Annotated in this window: 16 protein-coding genes; 2 read left to right on the top strand and 14 right to left on the bottom strand. The window is 68.5% G+C overall.

Annotation, left to right across the window (positions count from 1 at the left end; genetic code table 11):
- Window positions 1–10 precede the first annotated feature (10 nt).
- The 11 genes from odhB to VGN45_RS01040 form a co-directional block, all read right to left on the bottom strand.
- The gene (odhB, locus tag VGN45_RS00990) at window positions 11–1,228 is read right to left on the bottom strand and encodes a 2-oxoglutarate dehydrogenase complex dihydrolipoyllysine-residue succinyltransferase (protein WP_327458356.1); all 1,218 of its coding nucleotides are present in this window, start codon (window positions 1,226–1,228) and stop codon (window positions 11–13) included.
- Between the two features lie 45 nt (window positions 1,229–1,273).
- Window positions 1,274–4,270, bottom strand: coding sequence for a 2-oxoglutarate dehydrogenase E1 component (locus VGN45_RS00995; RefSeq protein WP_327458358.1), 2,997 nt, complete (start codon window positions 4,268–4,270; stop codon window positions 1,274–1,276).
- 124 nt (window positions 4,271–4,394) lie between these two features.
- The gene (locus VGN45_RS01000; RefSeq protein WP_327458360.1) at window positions 4,395–4,766 is read right to left on the bottom strand and encodes a hypothetical protein; all 372 of its coding nucleotides are present in this window, start codon (window positions 4,764–4,766) and stop codon (window positions 4,395–4,397) included.
- Between the two features lie 75 nt (window positions 4,767–4,841).
- Window positions 4,842–5,729, bottom strand: coding sequence for a succinate--CoA ligase subunit alpha (sucD, locus tag VGN45_RS01005; protein ID WP_327458362.1), 888 nt, complete (start codon window positions 5,727–5,729; stop codon window positions 4,842–4,844).
- A 171-nt stretch (window positions 5,730–5,900) separates the two neighbouring features.
- Window positions 5,901–6,512 carry a hypothetical protein gene (locus VGN45_RS01010; RefSeq protein WP_327458364.1) on the bottom strand — a complete coding sequence of 204 codons (612 nt, stop codon included), beginning with the start codon at window positions 6,510–6,512 and terminating at the stop codon, window positions 5,901–5,903.
- 93 nt (window positions 6,513–6,605) lie between these two features.
- Window positions 6,606–7,247 (bottom strand): hypothetical protein, encoded by a 642-nt coding sequence (locus VGN45_RS01015; protein WP_327458366.1) that lies wholly within the window; start codon window positions 7,245–7,247, stop codon window positions 6,606–6,608.
- Window positions 7,244–7,804 (bottom strand): hypothetical protein, encoded by a 561-nt coding sequence (locus VGN45_RS01020; protein ID WP_327458368.1) that lies wholly within the window; start codon window positions 7,802–7,804, stop codon window positions 7,244–7,246. Before VGN45_RS01020 ends, VGN45_RS01015 begins: the two co-directional genes overlap by 4 nt.
- Window positions 7,805–7,826: 22 nt before the next feature.
- Window positions 7,827–8,396, bottom strand: coding sequence for a hypothetical protein (locus VGN45_RS01025; RefSeq protein ID WP_327458370.1), 570 nt, complete (start codon window positions 8,394–8,396; stop codon window positions 7,827–7,829).
- Window positions 8,396–9,589: an ADP-forming succinate--CoA ligase subunit beta gene (gene sucC / locus VGN45_RS01030; protein WP_327458372.1), complete on the bottom strand. Its 1,194-nt coding sequence runs from the start codon at window positions 9,587–9,589 to the stop codon at window positions 8,396–8,398. The genes VGN45_RS01025 and sucC overlap by 1 nt, the downstream gene beginning before the upstream one ends.
- Window positions 9,590–9,678: 89 nt before the next feature.
- Window positions 9,679–10,983, bottom strand: a complete 1,305-nt coding sequence (locus VGN45_RS01035; protein ID WP_327458374.1) for an MFS transporter — start codon at window positions 10,981–10,983, stop codon at window positions 9,679–9,681.
- 110 nt (window positions 10,984–11,093) lie between these two features.
- The gene (locus VGN45_RS01040) at window positions 11,094–13,286 is read right to left on the bottom strand and encodes a TonB-dependent receptor (protein ID WP_327458376.1); all 2,193 of its coding nucleotides are present in this window, start codon (window positions 13,284–13,286) and stop codon (window positions 11,094–11,096) included.
- 176 nt (window positions 13,287–13,462) lie between these two features.
- Here VGN45_RS01040 and VGN45_RS01045 point away from each other — a divergent pair, with 176 nt between their 5' ends.
- Entirely contained in the window at window positions 13,463–14,176 is a 714-nt protein-coding gene (locus tag VGN45_RS01045) for a TetR/AcrR family transcriptional regulator (RefSeq protein ID WP_327458378.1), read from the top strand.
- A 1-nt stretch (window position 14,177) separates the two neighbouring features.
- On the opposite strand, the gene VGN45_RS01050 is transcribed toward VGN45_RS01045, so the two are convergent.
- The 3 genes from VGN45_RS01050 to ftsY all read right to left on the bottom strand — a co-directional run bounded on the left by VGN45_RS01050 (window position 14,178) and on the right by ftsY (window position 16,431).
- Window positions 14,178–14,789: a helix-turn-helix domain-containing protein gene (locus VGN45_RS01050; protein ID WP_327458380.1), complete on the bottom strand. Its 612-nt coding sequence runs from the start codon at window positions 14,787–14,789 to the stop codon at window positions 14,178–14,180.
- A gap of 80 nt (window positions 14,790–14,869) precedes the next feature.
- A complete protein-coding gene (locus VGN45_RS01055; protein ID WP_327458631.1) occupies window positions 14,870–15,484 on the bottom strand; it encodes an inner membrane-spanning protein YciB in 615 nt (204 codons plus the stop codon).
- Between the two features lie 5 nt (window positions 15,485–15,489).
- The gene (gene ftsY, locus VGN45_RS01060) at window positions 15,490–16,431 is read right to left on the bottom strand and encodes a signal recognition particle-docking protein FtsY (RefSeq protein ID WP_327458382.1); all 942 of its coding nucleotides are present in this window, start codon (window positions 16,429–16,431) and stop codon (window positions 15,490–15,492) included.
- A gap of 156 nt (window positions 16,432–16,587) precedes the next feature.
- Here ftsY and VGN45_RS01065 point away from each other — a divergent pair, with 156 nt between their 5' ends.
- On the top strand, window positions 16,588–18,639 hold the full coding sequence (locus VGN45_RS01065) for an NAD(+) synthase (RefSeq protein ID WP_327458384.1): 2,052 nt from the start codon (window positions 16,588–16,590) through the stop codon (window positions 18,637–18,639).
- Window positions 18,640–18,792 lie beyond the last annotated feature (153 nt).

Raw genomic sequence — 18,792 nt, forward strand, 5'->3', positions numbered from 1 at the left:
CCCGCCCCGATCACAGATCCAGCAGGAACCGCTGCGGGTCTTCCAAGTGCTCCTTGATCCGCACCAGGAAGGTCACGGCCTCCTTGCCGTCGACCAGGCGGTGGTCGTAGCTGAGGGCCAGATACATCATCGGGCGGATCACCACCTGACCGCCGATCGCCACCGGACGCTGGACGATGTTGTGCATGCCCAGGATGCCGGACTGCGGCATGTTCAGGATCGGCGTCGACATCAGCGAGCCGTAGATGCCGCCGTTGGTGATGGTGAAGGTGCCGCCCTGCAGCTGGTCCAGCGTCAGGTCGCCGTCGCGCGCGGCCTTGCCCAGATCGGCGATGCCCTTCTCGATGCCCGCCAGCGACAGCTGGTCGGCGTCGCGCAGCACCGGCACGACCAGGCCCTTGTCGGTGCCGACGGCCACGCCGATGGCGTAGTGGTTCTTGTAGATGACGTCGGTGCCGTCGATCTCGGCGTTGACGGCCGGGATCTCCTTCAGGGCCTCGACCACGGCCTTCACGAAGAAGGACATGAAGCCCAGCTTGATGCCGTGGCGCTTCTCGAAGGCGTCCTTGTATTTGGTGCGGATGTCCATGACGGCCGTCATGTCCACCTCATTGAAGGTGGTCAGCTGGGCGGCGGTGTTCTGGGATTCCTTCAGCCGGCGCGCGATGGTCTGGCGCAGGCGGGTCATCTTGACCCGCTCCTCGCGCGGGCCGAGGTCGCGCGGGGCCGACGGCGCGGCGGCGGCGGGCGCGGGCGCGGGCTTCGGCGCAGCAGCGGCGGCGACCGCGTCCGCCTTGGTCACATTGCCCTTGGGCCCGGTCGGCGTGATCGACTTCGGATCGACGCCCGTTTCCGAAACGACGCGCTGGACCGCCGGCGACAGGTGCGGGTCTTCGCCCGACTTGATCTGGGCCGAGCCGGAGTTGGCCGAAGCGGCGGCGGGCTCGGCCTTGGCTTCGGCCTTCGGCGCTTCGGCCGGCTTGGCGGCGGCGGCGCCTTCGGTCACGACGCCCAGGACCGTGCCCGGAACGACCGTGGCGCCGGCCTCGGCCTTGATCTCGGCCAGCACGCCGTCGGCGGGGGCCACGACCTCCAAGGAGACCTTGTCGGTCTCCAGCTCGACCAGGATCTCGTCCTTGGTCACCGCCTCGCCCGCGGACTTGGTCCACTTGGCGATGGTGGCCTCGGTGACGCTTTCACCGAGGGCGGGGGTCAGGATGTCGGCCATGGTCGGGTCTTTCGGTTTCGTTCTGTTGTCATCCCGGAAACGGCGTCAGCCGTTGTCCGGGAGGGCGAAGGCGTCGGTCAGGAAAGCGTCGAGTTCCTTCAGGTGGCGGCTCATCTGGCCGGCGGCCGTGGAGGCCGAGGCCGGGCGGCCGACGTAGCGGGCGCGTTTCGACTTCACGTCCAGCTTCTCCAGCGTCAGCTCCAGCCACGGATCGACGAAGGTCCAGCCGCCCATGTTGCGCGGCTCTTCCTGACACCAGACCAGTTCGGCGTTGGGGAAACGGGCCAGTTCGGTCATCAGCGACTTCATCGGCCACGGATAGAACTGCTCCAGCCGCATCAGATAGACGTCGTCGATCTGGTCGCGCTCACGACGTTCCAGCAGGTCATAATAGACCTTGCCCGAGCACAGGACGAGGCGACGAATCTCGGCGTCGGGCTTCAGCGTGACGCCCGCCACGTCCGGACGGGTCTGGGCGTCGTCGTGCAGGACGCGGTGGAATGAGCTGCCCTCGGCCAGATCGGCCAGGGTCGAGGTCGCCTTCTTGTGCCGCAGCAGCGACTTGGGCGTCATCAGCACCAGCGGCTTGCGGAACGGCCGCTGCATCTGGCGACGCAGGATGTGGAAATAGTTGGCGGGCGTCGTGCAGTTGGCGACCTGCATGTTGTCCTCGGCGCACGCCTGCAGGAAGCGCTCCAGACGCGCCGACGAATGCTCCGGGCCCTGACCTTCATAGCCGTGGGGCAGCAGCATGGTCAGACCGCACATGCGCAGCCACTTGCGCTCGCCCGAGCTGATGAACTGGTCGATCACGACCTGGGCGCCGTTCACGAAGTCGCCGAACTGGGCTTCCCACAGGACCAGGGTGTTCGGATCGGCCAGCGAGTAGCCGTACTCGAAGCCCAGCACCGCCTCTTCCGACAGGGCCGAGTCGATCACCTCGAACGGCGCCTGGCCTTCCCGCAGGTTGTTCAGCGGGACGTAGCGACGTTCCGTGGTCTGATCGACGACGCCCGAGTGGCGCTGGGAGAAGGTGCCGCGCACCGAATCCTGACCCGACAGGCGCACCGGGAAGCCTTCGTCCAGCAGGCTGGCGAACGCCAGGCTCTCGGCCGTGGCCCAGTCCAGCCCCTCTCCGCTCTCGATCGCCGCGCGGCGGCCGTCGAGGACCCGCTTCAGCGTCTTGTGCACGTCCACGTCGGCGGGCATGGTCGTCAGGCGGTCGCCCAGCGACTTCAGCGTCTCCATCGGCACGGCGGTCTTGCCGCGCCGTTCGTCGTCCTCGGGCAGGCCGACGCCCTTCCACTGACCGTCCAGCCAGTCGGCCTTTTTGGCCTGAAACGCCTTGCCGGCGTCGAACTCGGCGTCGAGGAAGGCCTCGAAGCGAGCGATCTCGGCCTCGACCTCCAAGGCGGTCAGGACGCCCTCCTCGACCAGGCGGCGGGCATACAGTTCGCGCGTCGAGGGCTGCGCCTTGATCTTCGAATACATCAAGGGCTGGGTGAAGGTCGGGTCGTCGCCCTCGTTGTGGCCGAAGCGGCGGTAGCAGAACATGTCCACGACCACGTCCTTGTGGAACTTCTGGCGGAACTCGGCGGCCACCTTGGCGGCGAAGACGACCGCTTCAGGATCGTCGCCGTTCACGTGGAAGATCGGCGCCTGGACCATCAGGGCCACGTCCGACGGATAGGGCGAGCTGCGGCTGTTCCGCGGCGCCGTGGTGAAGCCGATCTGGTTGTTCACGACGAAGTGGATCGTGCCGCCGGTGCGATAGCCCTTCAGCCCCATCAGGGCGAAGCATTCGGCCACCACGCCCTGACCGGCGAAGGCGGCGTCGCCGTGGATCAACAGCGGCAGCACCTTGGTGCGGTCCAGCGTGCCCTGCGGTTCGGTGACGCCGGCGTGCGCCTCGCGGATGTCGAAGGCCTGCTTGGCCCGCGCCTTGCCCAGCACCACCGGGTTGACGATCTCCAGGTGCGACGGGTTGGCGGTCAGCGACAGGTGCACGCGGTTGCCGTCGAACTCGCGGTCCGAGCTGGCGCCCATGTGGTATTTGACGTCGCCCGAGCCCTCGATGTCCGACGGCACGGACGAGCCGCCCTGGAATTCGTGGAAGATGGCGCGATAGGGCTTGCCCATCACCGCGGCCAGCACGTTCAGACGGCCCCGGTGGGCCATGCCCAGCACGATCTCGTCGACGCCCAGCGCGCCGCCGCGCTTGATGATCTGCTCCAGCGCCGGGACCATGGCCTCGCCGCCGTCCAGACCGAAGCGCTTGGTGCCGGGGAAGCGCTTGTGCAGGAAGCGCTCGAAGCCCTCGGCCTCGATGAGCTTGTTCAGGATGGCCAGCTTGCCTTCCTTCGAGAAGCCGGTGCGCGCCTGCGAATCCGCGCCCTCGAAGCGCTGCTGCAGCCAGGCCTTCTCCTCCGGCTCGGCGATGTGCATGAACTGCACGCCGACGTTGCCGCAATAGGTGGCCTTCAGGATGGCCAGCACCTCGCGGATCGTGCCGGTCTGCATGCCCAGCACGCCGTCCAGATAGATCGGGCGATCGAGGTCGTTCGGACCGAAGCCGTGGAACTCGGGCGTCAGTTCCGGGTTCTGCACCGGCGGCTCGATGCCCAGCGGGTCCAGATTGGCCTGCAGGTGCCCGCGCACGCGATAGCTGCGGATCAGCATCAGGGCGCGGATCGAATCCCGCGCGGCGTCGCGCACGGCGTCGGCCGAAGGCGCGGCGGGGACCGGCGCTGTCCGGGCCGCCTTCGGATCGGGCTTCGGCGCAGGCCAGCGGCCGTCGAACGGGGCGGTGTCCTCGCTGGGCTCACGCGTGACGGGGCGGCCCCAGGCGCCGGCGCCGGCAGAGGCCTTCACCGCATCGGCATGGTCGCGCAGCTGGTCGAAGAAGGCGCGCCATTCCTCGGACACCGACGACGGATCGTCAGCCCAGCGGGCGTGCAGGTCCTCGATGAAGGCGGCGTTCGAGCCGTACAGGAAGCTGGTCTCGGCAAAGACCTGGTTCAGCCGTCCGGCGTCGTCAGCCATCGTCTCTTCTGTCGTCCCATGGGCCCGCGCACGGCGCGTCCGCGCCGGGCCGGCGCTCATATAAGCGCCAATTGCTCACGGGTCATGACCGAAGCTTGGCGAAATGCGCGGAATTTCGCGCAAGTCACTCGGGATGGAGGGCCTCGATCTCGCAGCCGTCGAAAATGAGCGACGCCGACTTGAACGGGGCGACGGCCACGTCCCGCTCCCATGCCTCCGGACAGCCCTCGATCACGACCCGCAGCCGGGCGGCGCCCGCAGGGCCCCAGCCGACCGTCAGCCGGTCCTCGGCCCCCGGCGGCGGGAAGGTGAAGCGCCGCTCCTCGATCATCCGGCCGTCGGCGGCGATGCCGATCTGCTTGCCGACGTAGGTCCCCCTCAAGGTGACGTACAGGGGCCCATCTTGCCTTGGAGGCGTGGCGGGCGGATCCTGGGCGAGCGCAGGCGCGCAGGCGGCGACGGCCGGCAGGAGAGCGGCGAGAAGCAGGGTGCGCATGGGCGTCCTCCCGGTTTCGATGCCGGGATCAGGCAACAGACGCCCGACCTCGTCAACCGACGAAGCCTGACGACGTCAGCCCTTCAGCGCCGCCAGCAGGGTCTCCCCCAGCGCAGCCGGCGACGGCGAGACTCGGATGCCCGCCGCCTCCATGGCCGCGATCTTGTCGTCGGCGCCGCCCTTGCCGCCCGAAACGATGGCGCCGGCGTGGCCCATGGTGCGGCCGGGAGGGGCGGTGCGGCCCGCGATGAAGCCGGCCATGGGCTTCTTGCGGCCCTTCTTCGCCTCGTCGATCAGGAACTGGGCGGCGTCTTCCTCGGCAGAACCGCCGATCTCGCCGATCATGATGATGGATTCGGTCGCGTCGTCGGCCAGGAACATCTCCAGCACGTCGATGAACTCGGTGCCCTTGACCGGGTCGCCGCCGATGCCGACGGCCGTGGTCTGGCCCAGACCGGCGTTGGAGGTCTGGAACACCGCCTCATAGGTCAGGGTGCCCGAACGCGAGACCACGCCCACCGAGCCCTTCTTGAAGATGCTGCCCGGCATGATGCCGATCTTGCATTCGCCCGGCGTCAGCACGCCCGGGCAGTTCGGCCCGATCAGACGCGAGCTGGAGCGGTCCAGGCGCGCCTTCACCTTGACCATGTCCAGCACCGGGATGCCCTCGGTGATGCAGATGATCAGCGGCACCTCGGCCTCGATCGCCTCGAGAATGGCGGCGGCCGCGAAGGGCGGCGGCACATAGATGGCCGAAGCGGTCGCGCCGGTCTTCTCCACGGCCTCCTTGACGGTGTCGAACACCGGCACGTCCTCGAGCACCATCATCCCGCCCTTGCCGGGCGTCACGCCGCCGACGACCTGGGTGCCGTAGGCGATGGCCTGTTCCGTGTGGAAGGTGCCCTGGGCGCCGGTGATGCCCTGGGTGATGACCTTGGTGTTCTTGTCTACGAGAATGGACATTCGGGGCCTTCGGATCGCGGCGCGGGGAGGTCGGCGACCAGCGCCGCCGGGCGGGTGAATAAGCGAAGGCGGCGGCGCGCGCCACCCCGTCGGCGCAAACGAAAAGGGGCGGCGCCCATCGACGCCGCCCCTTCCTTCATGATGCAGACGCGATGGCGCGCCCCGCTCCGATCACTGGGCTTTGGGCTCCATGTACATGGCCATGGCGACGCCGCCCTGTTCGCCGACCATGAGGATGCGCAGCTCGCCGGTCATCAGACGGGCGCCGAGACCTTCCGTCGTGATGTTGGGATCGACCGGCACCGGCCGGCCGCCGTCGATGGCCACCACATAGCCGCGGAACTCCGGGGTATCCATGTCGGGCGCCGGGGCCTGGGCGCCGGTGAAGCGCTTGATCTCGGCCTCCAGGGCCGCCGCGTCGGCCGGCTGGGCGCCGACGGCGCAGACGGTCATGTTCATTTCCATGCCGACCATGCCGTCCATCGGCTCGGACATGTCGCCGGTCATGACCAGATTGAAGCCGGCCCCCGCGGGCTTCATCCAGGCCTTCAGGTTTTCGAACGGCGCGTCGGATCCGAACATGGCGGGGTCCAGCGTCATCCAGCCGCCGTCGGCCTCCACGACCGAGGCCGCCTTGGCGGCGTCGCCGTCGCCGGCGATGCAGATGTCGCGGAAGGTCTCGAAGGTCGGATCCTGGGCGGCGGCGGGAGCGGCCACGGCCAGACAGGCCACGGCGCAAGCGGTCAGAACGCCCGTCTTCAGGGGCGCGCGAAGAGAAAACATAGGAACAGCCTCGATGATGATTGCGAACCGGTCCCCCCGGTCTGCCGCCACTCTAACCGTCCACAGGCCCGCCGCAAAGCGGAGCCGTTGCGCTCACTCCGCGGAGAGACGCATCAGGGCCAGACCCGCGTCGCCGTCGGCGCCGACAAGAGTCAGCATCAGGATGGGGCGATCGAGACCCAGCGCCATTCCCGCTTCGGCCGAGCCGGCGGCCGCGAAGGCCGCCCGCTCGTCCCGGAATCCCGCTCGCGCGTCCCCCGACAGGATCCAGACCACATTGCCGCCCGAGGGCGTGCCCGGCAGGCCGATCGCGGTCGTCGTCGTCGCCTGAAGCCGCGAGCGCGGACCCGCCGAGCCGCCGGCGGGCTGCAGGATGCACGTCCGGACGATCAGGCCGTCGGCGACGTCTCCGGGCCGCGACGCCGAGGTCAACAAGGTCGCGCCGTCCCCGCCCGGAGCCCTCCAGGCCGCCAGATCGACGGCCTCATCGCTTTGGAAGGCGTCGGCGGGGACCTCGCCCCAACCGGCCGCCGACACCGCCGCGCGGACCGCCGCGCGCTCGCCCGCGGTGTCCAGACACAGCCTGGTGAAGTCGGCCAGGTAGCGCGCGGTGGCGGCCTCATCGACGGCCGGCGCAGGGCCGATCCTGACGGGCGGCGGAGGCGAAACCTCCTGCGACCGGACAGGCGCCGCGGCCAGGACGGAGGCGATCACGGCGAGAAGAACTCGGGTCATTTCAGGGTTCCGTACATCAGGCCGGCGCCCTGCCCCACCGGCAAGACGGCGAAGATGGAGACCGGGCGGGCCCGGGCGACCGCGGCGATGCCCGCGTCGTCGGCCCCGACCAGCTGAGGCTCCGACCGCCACGCGTCCGGCCCGCCGGTCAGATACCACATCGGCGCGTCCGCCGCGCCGTCGGTGAAGGCGGGGAAGCCCAGCTTGGTCTCCAGCCGCGCCTCGGCCGAGCGCGCGTCCAGCCCCGGGGCCACGACGATGCAGGTCGTGCCGGTCATGGCGCCGAAGTCCGGCCGGGGCGCCGTGCCGGCGACGAAGATCTCCATGGCCGCGCCCTCTCCCCGCATCAGGGCGACGGCGTCGGGGAAGTCCGGCAGGCGGAAGGTCTGGGCCACTTCGGCCGGGGCGTCGGCGAACCCGGCCGCGCGGGCCTTGCCTTGCGCCGCCGCCACGTCGCCCGCGGGGGCCACGCACAGCTCCAGAAAATCGTCGTACGGATCGGCCGCAGCGGGCGTGGCCAGCAGCAGGGCGGAGAGGGTGAGAAGGGGAAGTCTCATGTGTCGAATCCGGACCGTGAACTCAGTCGGTGGACACAAGGGGAAGGAAAGTCGTCATTTCCACGACGAAGGTGCCATCGGCCCGTTCGTAAGCCAGCAGGACGCGACGGCCCGGCTCACCCCAGATCTTGGCAACAGCGGCGCTCCGGACATCCGGCCGCATCGCAGATATGGGAACACCTGAGGGGGCGAGGTCCAGACGATCGGCTTCGTCCGCGAGACGCGTCTCCCAGTCTGACGGCGTGGTTCGCGCGTCAACGGCGCAGACTACATTGCGCTGTTGAGTGCCCGCTCGCCCCGAAGGATCGGTGCGTCGGACTTCATGATCACGTCCGGCCAACATGACGCGCGCCCAACTCAGATCATAGCCAAGCCCCCAGTCTGGGCCACCCGGGCCGGCGCTGAACGGCAGAGGCGCCCAGCCGCTGCGCTCAGCGAGTTCGGCCAGGCGCGCTTTGTCCGACGTTGTCCCCACGCAGGCCGCCGTAAAGAGCTCAATGCCGTCGGCGGGATCCTGGACGGAGTCGTTGGCGGGGGCCTGTGAGCAACCGCCGCACAGGAGGCCGACGACGAACAGGCCGGCCCGGAGCATCACCCCTTCACCGCCGCCACGATCTTCTCCGCCGCGTCGGCCAGGTCGTCGGCCGGGATCACGTTCAGGCCGCTGTCCCGCAGAATCTGCTTGCCCAGCTCCACGTTGGTGCCTTCCAGACGGACGACCAGCGGCACCTTCAGCCCGACTTCCTTGACCGCGGCCACCACGCCCTCGGCGATGATGTCGCAGCGCATGATGCCGCCGAAGATGTTGACCAGGATGCCCTCGACGTTCGGGTCGGAGGTGATGATGCGGAAGGCCGCCGTGACCTTCTCCTTCGACGCGCCGCCGCCGACGTCCAGGAAGTTGGCCGGCTCGGCGCCGTACAGCTTGATGATGTCCAGCGTCGCCATGGCCAGGCCGGCGCCGTTGACCATGCAGCCGATCGTGCCGTCCAGGGCGATGTAGGCCAGGTCGTGCTTCGAGGCCTCGATCTCCTTGGGATCCTCCTCGGTCACGTCGCGCAGTTCCTGGACGTCCTTGTGGCGGAACAGGGCGTTGCCGTCGAAGCTGACCTTGGCGTCCAGCACGCGCAGACGGCCGTTCTCCATGACGATCAGCGGATTGACCTCCAGCATCGACATGTCCTTCTCGACGAAGGCCTTGTGGAGCGCCGGGAACAGCGACTTCGCATCCTCGGCCGCCGCGCCGTCCAGTTTCAGCGCCGACGACAGGGCCGCCACGTCGGCGTCGGTCACGCCGGCGGTGGGGTCGATCACGACCGTCTGGATGCGCTCCGGCGTGTCATGGGCGACCTGCTCGATGTCCATGCCGCCCTCGGTCGAGACCACGAAGGCCACCTGGCCGTGGGCGCGGTCGACCAGGATCGACAGATACAGTTCACGGGCGATGTCGGCGCCGTCCTCGACATAGAGGCGGTTCACCTGCTTGCCGGCGTCGCCGGTCTGGGCGGTGACCAGGGTCGAGCCCAGCATCTCGCGGGCGTTCTTGACCACGTCCTCGATCGAGAAGGCCAGCCGGACGCCGCCCTTGGCGTCGGAACCCAGCTCCTTGAACCGGCCCTTGCCGCGCCCGCCGGCGTGGATCTGGCTCTTCACCACCCACAGCGGCCCGGGCAGCTGCTTCGCGGCGGCCTCGGCCTGGTCCGCGGAAGTGATGGCGACGCCCTCGGCGACGGGCACACCGAAGCCCTTGAGGACCTGCTTGGCCTGGTATTCGTGGATGTTCATGGAATGCGCCGCCGATCGGGGAGGAGGAAGTCGGGGCGCTTATAGGCGGCGGGTCGAGAGCGGCGCAACCGCCCCCGACCCGGTCCGGCTCAGTCGACCCAGTCGCGCCGCAGGCTGCGCGCCGCGACGATCAGCAGGATGGCGGCGAGCGCGTAGAACCACTGGCCGACGTACAGCGAATAGCGCAGGGCCTCTTCGGCGAAACGCGGCGTCAGATAGTCCGAAACGGCGCCGAGCAGATAGATGCCCAGGCCGATGCCGACGAGGTTGTTGATCAGCAGGAAACTGGCCGAGGCGGTCGTCCGCATGTGCGCGGGCACCAGGTGCTGGACAGCGGTCACGACCGGGCCCAGCCACGCCAGGCTGAGCGCCTGGGGGATCAGGAACAGGGCGAAGGCCAGCCACTTGTCCTCGACGTTCATGGCCAGGAAGAACAGCGGCACGGCGATGATGAAGCCGATCGCCGGGACCAGGGGGTAGGCCGCGCGCCGGACGCCCCGGCCCAGCTTGTCGGCCAGCCAGCCGCCCAGCCAGATGCCGACGGTGCCGCCCAGAAACGCGATGCCGGCGATGTAGAGGGCCCGCTCCTCGCCCTCCATTCCCATGGAGCGCTGGAAGAAGCTGGGCAGCCAGAAGGCCGCGCCGTAGCCGTAGACGGACGAACAGGCGGCGCCGAACGACAGGAACCAGAAGCTGGGCTTGCGCAGCAGAACGCCCCAGACCTGGCCGAAGCTTGCGGCCTTGGGGGGCGCGGTGGCCGGGACGCCCTCGGCCGGGGCGACCCGGTCGAAGCCGCCGCGGATCGGGTCCTTCACGGTGAACTTCAGCAGCGGCGCCAGCAAAACGCCCACGCCGCCCACGATCATGAAGGCCATTCGCCAGTCGATCCGCTCGGCCAGAAGGCCGCCGAACAGATAGCCCAGGGCCGTGCCGATCGGCACGCCGAAGGAATAGAAGGCCAGCGCCCGGGCGCGCTGCGACTTGGGAAAGTAGTCGGCGACGAGCGAGTAAGACGGCGCCACGCCTCCCGCCTCGCCCACGCCCACGCCCATCCGGGCGCCGAACAGGCCCCAGAAACCGGTCATCGCCCCGCACAGCGCGGTGAAGCCGCTCCACACAGCCAACGACACCGAGACGATCGAGACGCGGCTGATGCGGTCGGCCAACCATGCGATGGGCAGGGCGAGAGTGGAATAGACGACGGCGAAGGCGGGGCCGCCCAGCAGGCCCAGTTGGCCGTCGGTGAACTTCAGGTCCGCCTGGATGTAGGGGACCAGAATCGCCAGGATCTGCCTGTCGATGAAGTTGAAGGTGTAGACCACCATCAACAGCGCCAGCACATAGACGCGATGGCCGGGGTTCGCGGCGGGATCTTTGGCGGCGGCGTCGGTCATGGGCGGCCCCTCCCCGGGCACTTCGTCGGAACCCTAGCAAGCGGGTCCGGAAAGAAAAATGGGCGGCGATCCGGAGATGCGCCGCCCAGTCGTTCAGGATGGTCGAAGGATCAGAAGTTGACCGTGACCGAGGCGGTGACCGTGCGCGGCGGGCCGTAGTAGCCGATCACCGAGTTGTCGAAGAGCGCGCCGGGGAAGTTGTAGCCGCCCACGCGGTACTCCTCGTCCGTCAGGTTCTTGCCGTAGACGCCGAAGGTCAGCCGGTCATAGGTCCAGGTGGCCGACAGGTCGACCAGGGCGAAGCCCTCCTGGTCCAGGATCGGGTTCGGGAACTCGAACTGGCTGTAGTCGTCGCGCCAGCTGACCGACGGGATGACGGTCAGATCGCCGCCCGCGACCTGACTGTTCCAGGTCAGGCCCAGATAGCCCGTCCATTCCGGCGCGTTCTGCAGGACGACCTGGCTGGAGATGTCCTCGAAGGTCATGGTGCCGAGGTTGTAGCGCAGGAACTCGTCGAACTCGGAGTTCAGATAACCGACCGCGAAGTTGGCGGTCAGGTTTTCCGTCAGGAACAGCGAGCCTTCGAACTCGGCGCCGTAGAAGGTCGACTGACCCACGTTGTCGACGAAGCTGGCGATGCCGCCGACGGCCGGGACCTGGGTCGTGACCTGCTGGTCCTGATACTCGTTCATGAAGATGGCCGAGCTGAACGACAGCGGACCGACCCGGCCCTTCAGACCGGCCTCATAGCTGTCGACGGTCTCCGGATCATAGCCGTTGACGGTGTTCGGCGTGAACACCGCGTCGCCGCGCATGTCGAAACCGCCGGACTTGAAGCCCTGCGAGAAGGACACATAGCCGGTGACGTCGTCCGAGAAGTCGTAGGACAGCGCCACCTTGGGCGTGAACTGATCGAACTGCTTGGAGGCCGTGTAGTCCGTGCGGACCAGCAGCGGCGCCCGGACCGTCCCGCCCAGCAGCGGCGACCGCGTGGCCCCCAGATAGTTGGCGCGGAACACGTCGCCGGTCTTGTCGTCCAGCGTGTAGCGGCCGCCCAGCGACAGGTGCAGGCGATCGGTCAGGTCCAGGTTGACGTCGACGTAGGCCGAGATCGAGGTCGTGTCGACGAAGCCGCCGGTGCCGATCACGATGCCGGCGTTGCCCAGGATGGTGTCGAAGGCGCCCTCGGCGTGGCCGTCCAGGTAGAACAGACCCATCACGCCCTGGATGCGGTCGTACTCGAACAGGCCCTGGAACTCGAGCGTGGTCTGTTCGTCCTCGTAATAGGCCGGGATGTCCAGCGTCGGACGCGGCGTGTTGTCGAAGTCGATGACGGTGTCGGTGCGGCCGTCGCGGCGGGCGGCGATCGCCTTCAGCGTCCAGTTGTCCGAAACTCGGCCCTGGATGGTCATCGACCAGCCCTTGGTCTCGACCGAGTTGACGTCGCCGACGCCGGCGTTGGTGTCGTAGACGCTGCCCTGCACGGCGCCGTCCGGCAGGGCGCCGGCCAGCTCGCGGTGGCCGTGCCGCGGGTTGGAATCGTCGTTCATCAGGTCGTAGGCCACGCGGACGAAGACGTCGTCGTTGGGGGTCCACTCAGCCGAGAAGCGGAAGGCTTCGACGTCCTTGTCGTAGTGCTCGGCGCCGGTGTTGACGTTCGTGCCGTAGCCGTCGCGCGTGTATTTGGCGAAGGCCCCGCCGACGCGCAGCGTGTCGGTCAGCGGACCGCTGCCCATGGCCAGGAAATCGACCTGGTTGAAGCTGCCGAACGAGCCCTTGAGGCTCAGCTCGTTCTCCGGAGCCAGACGCTGGGTGACGTATTTGATGGCGCCGCCGACGGTGTTGCGGCCGTAGAGGGTGCCTTGCGGACCGCGCAGCACCTCGATGCGCTGCACGTCGAACACGTCCAGCACGGCGCCCTGCGGACGGGCGATGTAGACGTCGTCGACGTACAGGCCGACGCCGGGTTCGAAGCCCCACAGCGGATCCTGCTGGCCGACGCCGCGGATGAAGGCGATCAGGGTGGAGTTGGAGCCGCGGGCGATCTGGACGGTGGCGTTCGGCGTCTGCTGCTGCAGGGCGGTGATGTCGGCCGCGCCCGTCTGCTCCAGTTGCTCCGCCGACAGGGCCGAGACGGCGACCGGCACGTCCTTCAGCGCCTCGTCGCGGCGACGGGCGGTGACGATGATCTCGTCGACCGTGGCTTCCGGATCCTGCGACGGCGCGTCCTGTGCGGCGGCCATGCCGGCCATGGCGCTCCAGGCGGCGCCCGCGAAGAGGGCGGCCTTGACGAATTTTCTCATGATGAACCCCAGTTCCTGATGTTTCAGCCCATGACGCTTTTATTCAGCGTTCAATGATTTTCGGCGAAAGTAACCGCTTTCCGGGGTCTGTCAAACGGCCGAGGTTCCGTTGCGGCATGAGCCGGGCGGGGTGTGGCGCCGTTGCACACCGCCGGTCGGCGGGCCAAGCTGGCCCCATGACCAAACTCGACGCCCCGCCCGCCGACGCGCCGACCGGCAAGCGCGGACGCCCCCGCAAGGCCCAGGCCGCGGCCGGCGACACGTCGGAATCCATCCTCGACGCCGCCGAGGATCTCTTCTCCAAGCACGGCTTCTATGGCGTCACCATCCGCGAGGTGGCGCGCGAGGCGGGCGTCGACACGGCCCTGGTGCACTACTACTTCGGATCCAAGCGCGAGCTGTTCGACGCGGTGTTCCAGCGCCGGGCGGAACTGTGGAACAACGAGCGGGTCGCGGCGGTGGACCGCTATGCGCGCGATCCCGGCCCCGATGGAATGACGCTGGAGGGTCTTCTGGAGGCCTTCCTGCGCCCGCCGTTCCAGTGGTCGCTGAAGGGCGGGCCGGGGTGGAAGCACTATTCGGCGCTTGTGGCCCAGACCAACGCCAATCCCACCTTCGGCGGCGAGACCATGGCCCGCTATTTCGACCCCGCCATCCGTCGGCTGATCGAGCTGATCAAGCAGGTTCTGCCCGACGCCCGGGAAGTCGATCTCTATTGGGCCTATCACAACCTGTCGGGCGCCCTGACGCTGACGCTGGGCGAGACCGGGCGGCTGGATCGCCTGTCGGGCGGCCTGTGCCGGTCCGGCGATCTGGAGAGCGCCTGCGACTACATGGTGCGGTTCGCGGCGGCGGGATTCCGCGCCGTCTGCGCGCCGAATCCGGCCTAGATCAGGCCGCCTGATCGACCGGCTTGGCGGCCTTCTTGGGCTTCTTCGGCTTTTCAGTCTTGCCGGGCCTGTCCGACTTCTTCGCGGCCTTCTCGGCCTTGCGCTGGTCCTTCAGCCGCTTCTTCTCGGCCTTGGCGGCCAGTTTCGCCTGCTCCGGCGCGGCGTCGGCGGCGGCGGCCAGTTCGGACAGCATCTCCAGGAAGGCCTCGCGCTTGCCCTTGGGCAGCAGGCCCATGATGCGCTTGTCCGCCGCCAGAACGCGGGGCCGAGCGGCCTCCAGCATCGCCGCGCCGGCCGCCGACAGGCGCACCGCCATGGCGCGGGCGTCCAGCGCCGAACGCTCGCGTTCCAAAAGGCCCTTGGCCGTCATCCGCGACACCAGGTCGGCCAGGGTGGAGCGGTCGATGCCGGTGGCCTTGACCAGGTCGGTCTGGGTCAGCCCGGCCTGGACCGACACGGCCTCCAGCACGGCGAACTGCCGCTGGGTCGGGCCGTCGGCGCCTACTTCTTCGGCATAGACGTCCAGCGCCAGCTGCAGCGCACGATGCATCTGATGGCTGGGCGAGTCGGCCAGGGCCCCCTGCCGCCGCGCCTGTTTGCCGGACTTCACCATCACGCGCACCCCTGAACCCGAGTCGTCAGAGGGTTAGCAGTCGCGTTTTACGGTTTGACGACGGACGAACCGCGGAAAGATCAAAGACCCGGATCGGGCGCCGTGGGCGGAACGTCGTCGTCCTTGATCAGATGCTTCATGATGAAGAACACCTGCCAGATGCCGAAGGCGGCCGAGGCGATCCACAGACCGCCGCGGAAGGCGACCCAGACGTCGTCGGTCTGGGTGCGCCAGACAATTTCGTTCACGATCGCCACCGCCGCGAAATAGAGGCCGTAGCGCAGGGTCAGCCCGCGCCAGCCCTCTTCCGTCAGGCGGAAGGCGCTCTCCAGCAGGTATTTGAACGGGTATTTGCCGAACGGCAGCGAGCCCAGCAGAACGGCGGCCAGAAGGCCGTTCTGGATCGTCAGCTTGATCTTCAGCAGAACGGGATCGTTGAAGATCAGCGTCAGCGCGCCGAAGATCAGGGCGAAGCCGCCGGCCAGCAGCGGCAGGGGCGCCAGACGCCGCTCCACGATCCAGCCGACCAGCAGCGCGATCGCCGAGGCGCCGACCAGCACCCAGGTCGCCTGGACCAGCGCCTGGTCCCCTTCCAGTCCGCGCACGAACCGGTTGACGGCATAGGCCGCCATGAAGGCCAGCAGCGCCCCGAAATCCACCAGCTGACGCACGGTCGACGCCGGCTTGTTCGCCATCTCGCTCACGCCGCGTCCTCCAATCCGACCAGCGAGCGGGAAAAGGCCCGCGCGTCGAAGGGTTGCAGATCCTCGATCCCCTCGCCCACCCCGATCAGCTTGATCGGCGCGTCCGAGGCCTGGGCCACGGGCACCAGAACCCCGCCGCGCGCCGTGCCGTCCAGCTTGGTCATGACCAGGCCGGAGACGTAGGCCGTGCGGCCGAAGATCTTCTCCTGCTCCAGCGCATTGCGGCCCACGGTCGCGTCCAGCACCAGCAGCGTCTCGTGCGGGGCGTCCGGATCGACCTTCTTCAGCACGCGCACGATCTTCAGCAGCTCGTCCATCAGGGCCGACTTGTTCTGCAGCCGACCGGCGGTGTCGATCAGAACGACGTCGAACCCCTCCGCCTTGGCCCGGGTGAAGGCGTCGAACGCCAGACCGGCCGCGTCCGCGCCGTCGCGGCGGCTCTCGAAGGTGGCGCCCGCGCGCTCGGCCCACACTTTCAGCTGTTCGCGGGCGGCGGCGCGGAAGGTGTCGCAGGCCACGATCATGACCTTGGCCCCCTGCCCCGTCAGGTCGGCGGCGATCTTGCCCAGCGTCGTCGTCTTGCCCGAGCCGTTGACGCCGACGAACAGGGTCACGAAGGGCTTCGGCCCCGTCAGCGGCTCATAGGAGGCCTGATGGTTCGCCAGTTCGGCGTGCACCGCGTCGGCCAGCGCCTCCTTCACTTCGCGCTCGTTCGCCCCGGCGTTGAAGCGCAGCTCGCGGAAGCGGGCGACGATCCGATCGGTCGCGGCCGGACCGAGATCGCTTTCCAGCAGATGCTCCTCCAGCCCCTCCAGCGCGGCCTCGCTCAGCGGCTCCTTCACGAAGGCCGAGACGACCTGGTCGGTCATCTGTTTCGAGGAGCGGGAAAGCCCCTCCGTCAGCCGGGAGAGCCAGCCCTTCTTGGGTGCGTCGGTCATGCTGACTGCACCTAAACCACCGCTCATCCCCGCGAAAGCGGGGACCCAGTCCTTTGGCGTCGCTGTTTGTGCCTGTATGAGCAGAAGTCGCGGCCCGAGGCCGAGCGAGTTGCTCTCACTGGGTCCCCGCTTCCGCGGGGATGAGCGGAAAGTTTGATGGCGAGCCCCCACCCCTTCTTCAGCCCGCGCACCCACGGCTTCGTGCGCGTGGCCGCCGCCACGCCGGTGGTGCACACGGCCGACCCCGTGGCCAACGCCGACGAGCACATCCGCCTGATCGAGCAGGCGGCCAAGCAGGGCGTGGACCTGATCGTCTTCCCCGAACTGAGCCTGAGCGGCTATGCGCTGGACGATCTGCACATGCAGGCGGCGCTGCTCGACGAGGTGGAGCGGCAGGCGCTGCGGGTGGCCGAGGCCGTTCGGGTCGCGGGGCTGGTCGCCGTGCTGGGAGCGCCCGTTCGCGCCGGCGACGCCCTCTACAACTGCGCCTTGGTGATGGCGAACGGGAACATCGACTCGGTCATCCCCAAAACCTACCTGCCGAATTATCGCGAGTATTACGAGAAGCGGTGGTTCTCGCCGGCCACCGAGCTCGCGTTCGATGCCGAGCTGAGTTTTGCGGGCGAGTCGGGCGTGATGGCCCAGAACGCGGTCTTCTTCGACGAAGATCGCCCCGGCTTCACCTTCGGCGTGGAGATCTGCGAGGACTTTTGGGCTCCGATCCCCCCATCGACCCGCCAAGCCCTCGGGGGCGCACGCATCCTCCTCAACCTGTCCGCTTCCAACATCGTGATCGGCAAGGCGGAGGAGAGGGCGATGCTTTGCGCCAGCCAGTCGGCCCGAGCCATGGCGGCCTATGTCTTCACCGCCTCCGGTTGGGGGGAGAGCACGACCGATCTGGCCTGGGACGGCCAGTCGACCGTGCACGAGCTGGGCGCCAGGCTGGCTGAAGGCGACCGCTTCAGTCTGACGGGCGGGCTCACGATCTGCGACGTGGACGTGGATCGCATCGGGGCCGACCGCCTGCGGAACGGGACCTTTGCGGACGCCGCGCGACGGGAGTTGGAGCCGGGTGAAATCCAGCGCGAGGCGTTCAAGCTCCCGTACCGCCTCATGGCCTCCGACCTCCGCCGTCCCCTCGACCGCTTCCCCTTCGTGCCCGACGACCCCAAGCGACTGGATCAGGACTGTTTCGAGGCCTTCAACATCCAGGTTCAGGGTCTGATGCGGCGGCTGAAGGCGACTGATGGAAAGACGGTCGTCATCGGCGTCTCGGGCGGGCTGGATTCGACGCAGGCGCTGCTGGTCTGCTGCCGCGCCTTCGATCGGCTGGGCCTGCCGAGGACGGGCATCCGGGCCTACACCCTGCCGGGCTTCGCGACATCGGACGGGACAAAGGCGAACGCCTGGGCGCTGATGCGCGCGCTGGGCGTCACGGCCGAGGAGCTGGACATCCGTCCGACGGCCGAGCTGATGCTGAAGGAGATCGGCCATCCCGCCGCCGAAGGGCAGGCGGTGCACGACGTCACGTACGAGAATGTGCAGGCGGGGCTGCGCACCGACTATCTGTTCCGGCTGGCGAACCTGCACGGCGGCTTCGTGGTCGGGACCGGCGACCTGTCCGAACTGGCGCTGGGCTGGGCCACCTATGGCGTCGGCGACCACATGAGCCACTACGGCGTGAACTCGGGCGTGCCGAAGACGCTGATCCGCCACCTGATCCGCTGGGTCGCCGACACGGGGCTGGTCGGCGAGGCGGCGACCCCGACCCTGCGCGCCATTCTGGACACCAAAATCTCGCCGGAACTGGTGCCGGCCAGGGACGGGAAGATGCAGTCGACGGAGGAGACCGTCGGCCCCTATGCCCTGAACGACTTCTTCCTGTTCCACATCAGCCGCTACGGCTTCACGCCGTCGAAGGTCGCCTTCCTGGCCTGGCAGGCGTGGAAGGACCGGACGACCGGCCACTGGCCCGCCGGCACGCCGGAGGACGAGAAGGTCGAATACGACCTGGCGACCATCAAGCACTGGCTGCGGAAATTCTTGGTCCGCTTTTTCCAGACCAGCCAGTTCAAACGCTCGGCCCTGCCCAACGGGCCGAAGGTGGTGACGGGGGGCTCGCTGAGCCCGCGCGGCGACTGGCGCGCCCCGTCCGACGCCAGCGCGCGGGTCTGGCTGGACGAGCTGGAGGCGAACGTGCCGGGCTGACGGGCGACGTTCGCTACGACCGCTTCTGACGCGGGCGCATGCCAGTCTGACCGGATGCCGCCTCCGTCCCCCGCAAATGTGCACTATGTGCACTCTGTTTTTTGGAGTGCACATTTCGGGAATGTGCACGGGGCGCCCGCTTTTTTCAGGTGC

Source organism: Brevundimonas sp. (assembly GCF_035999125.1).
Lineage (GTDB): Bacteria > Pseudomonadota > Alphaproteobacteria > Caulobacterales > Caulobacteraceae > Brevundimonas.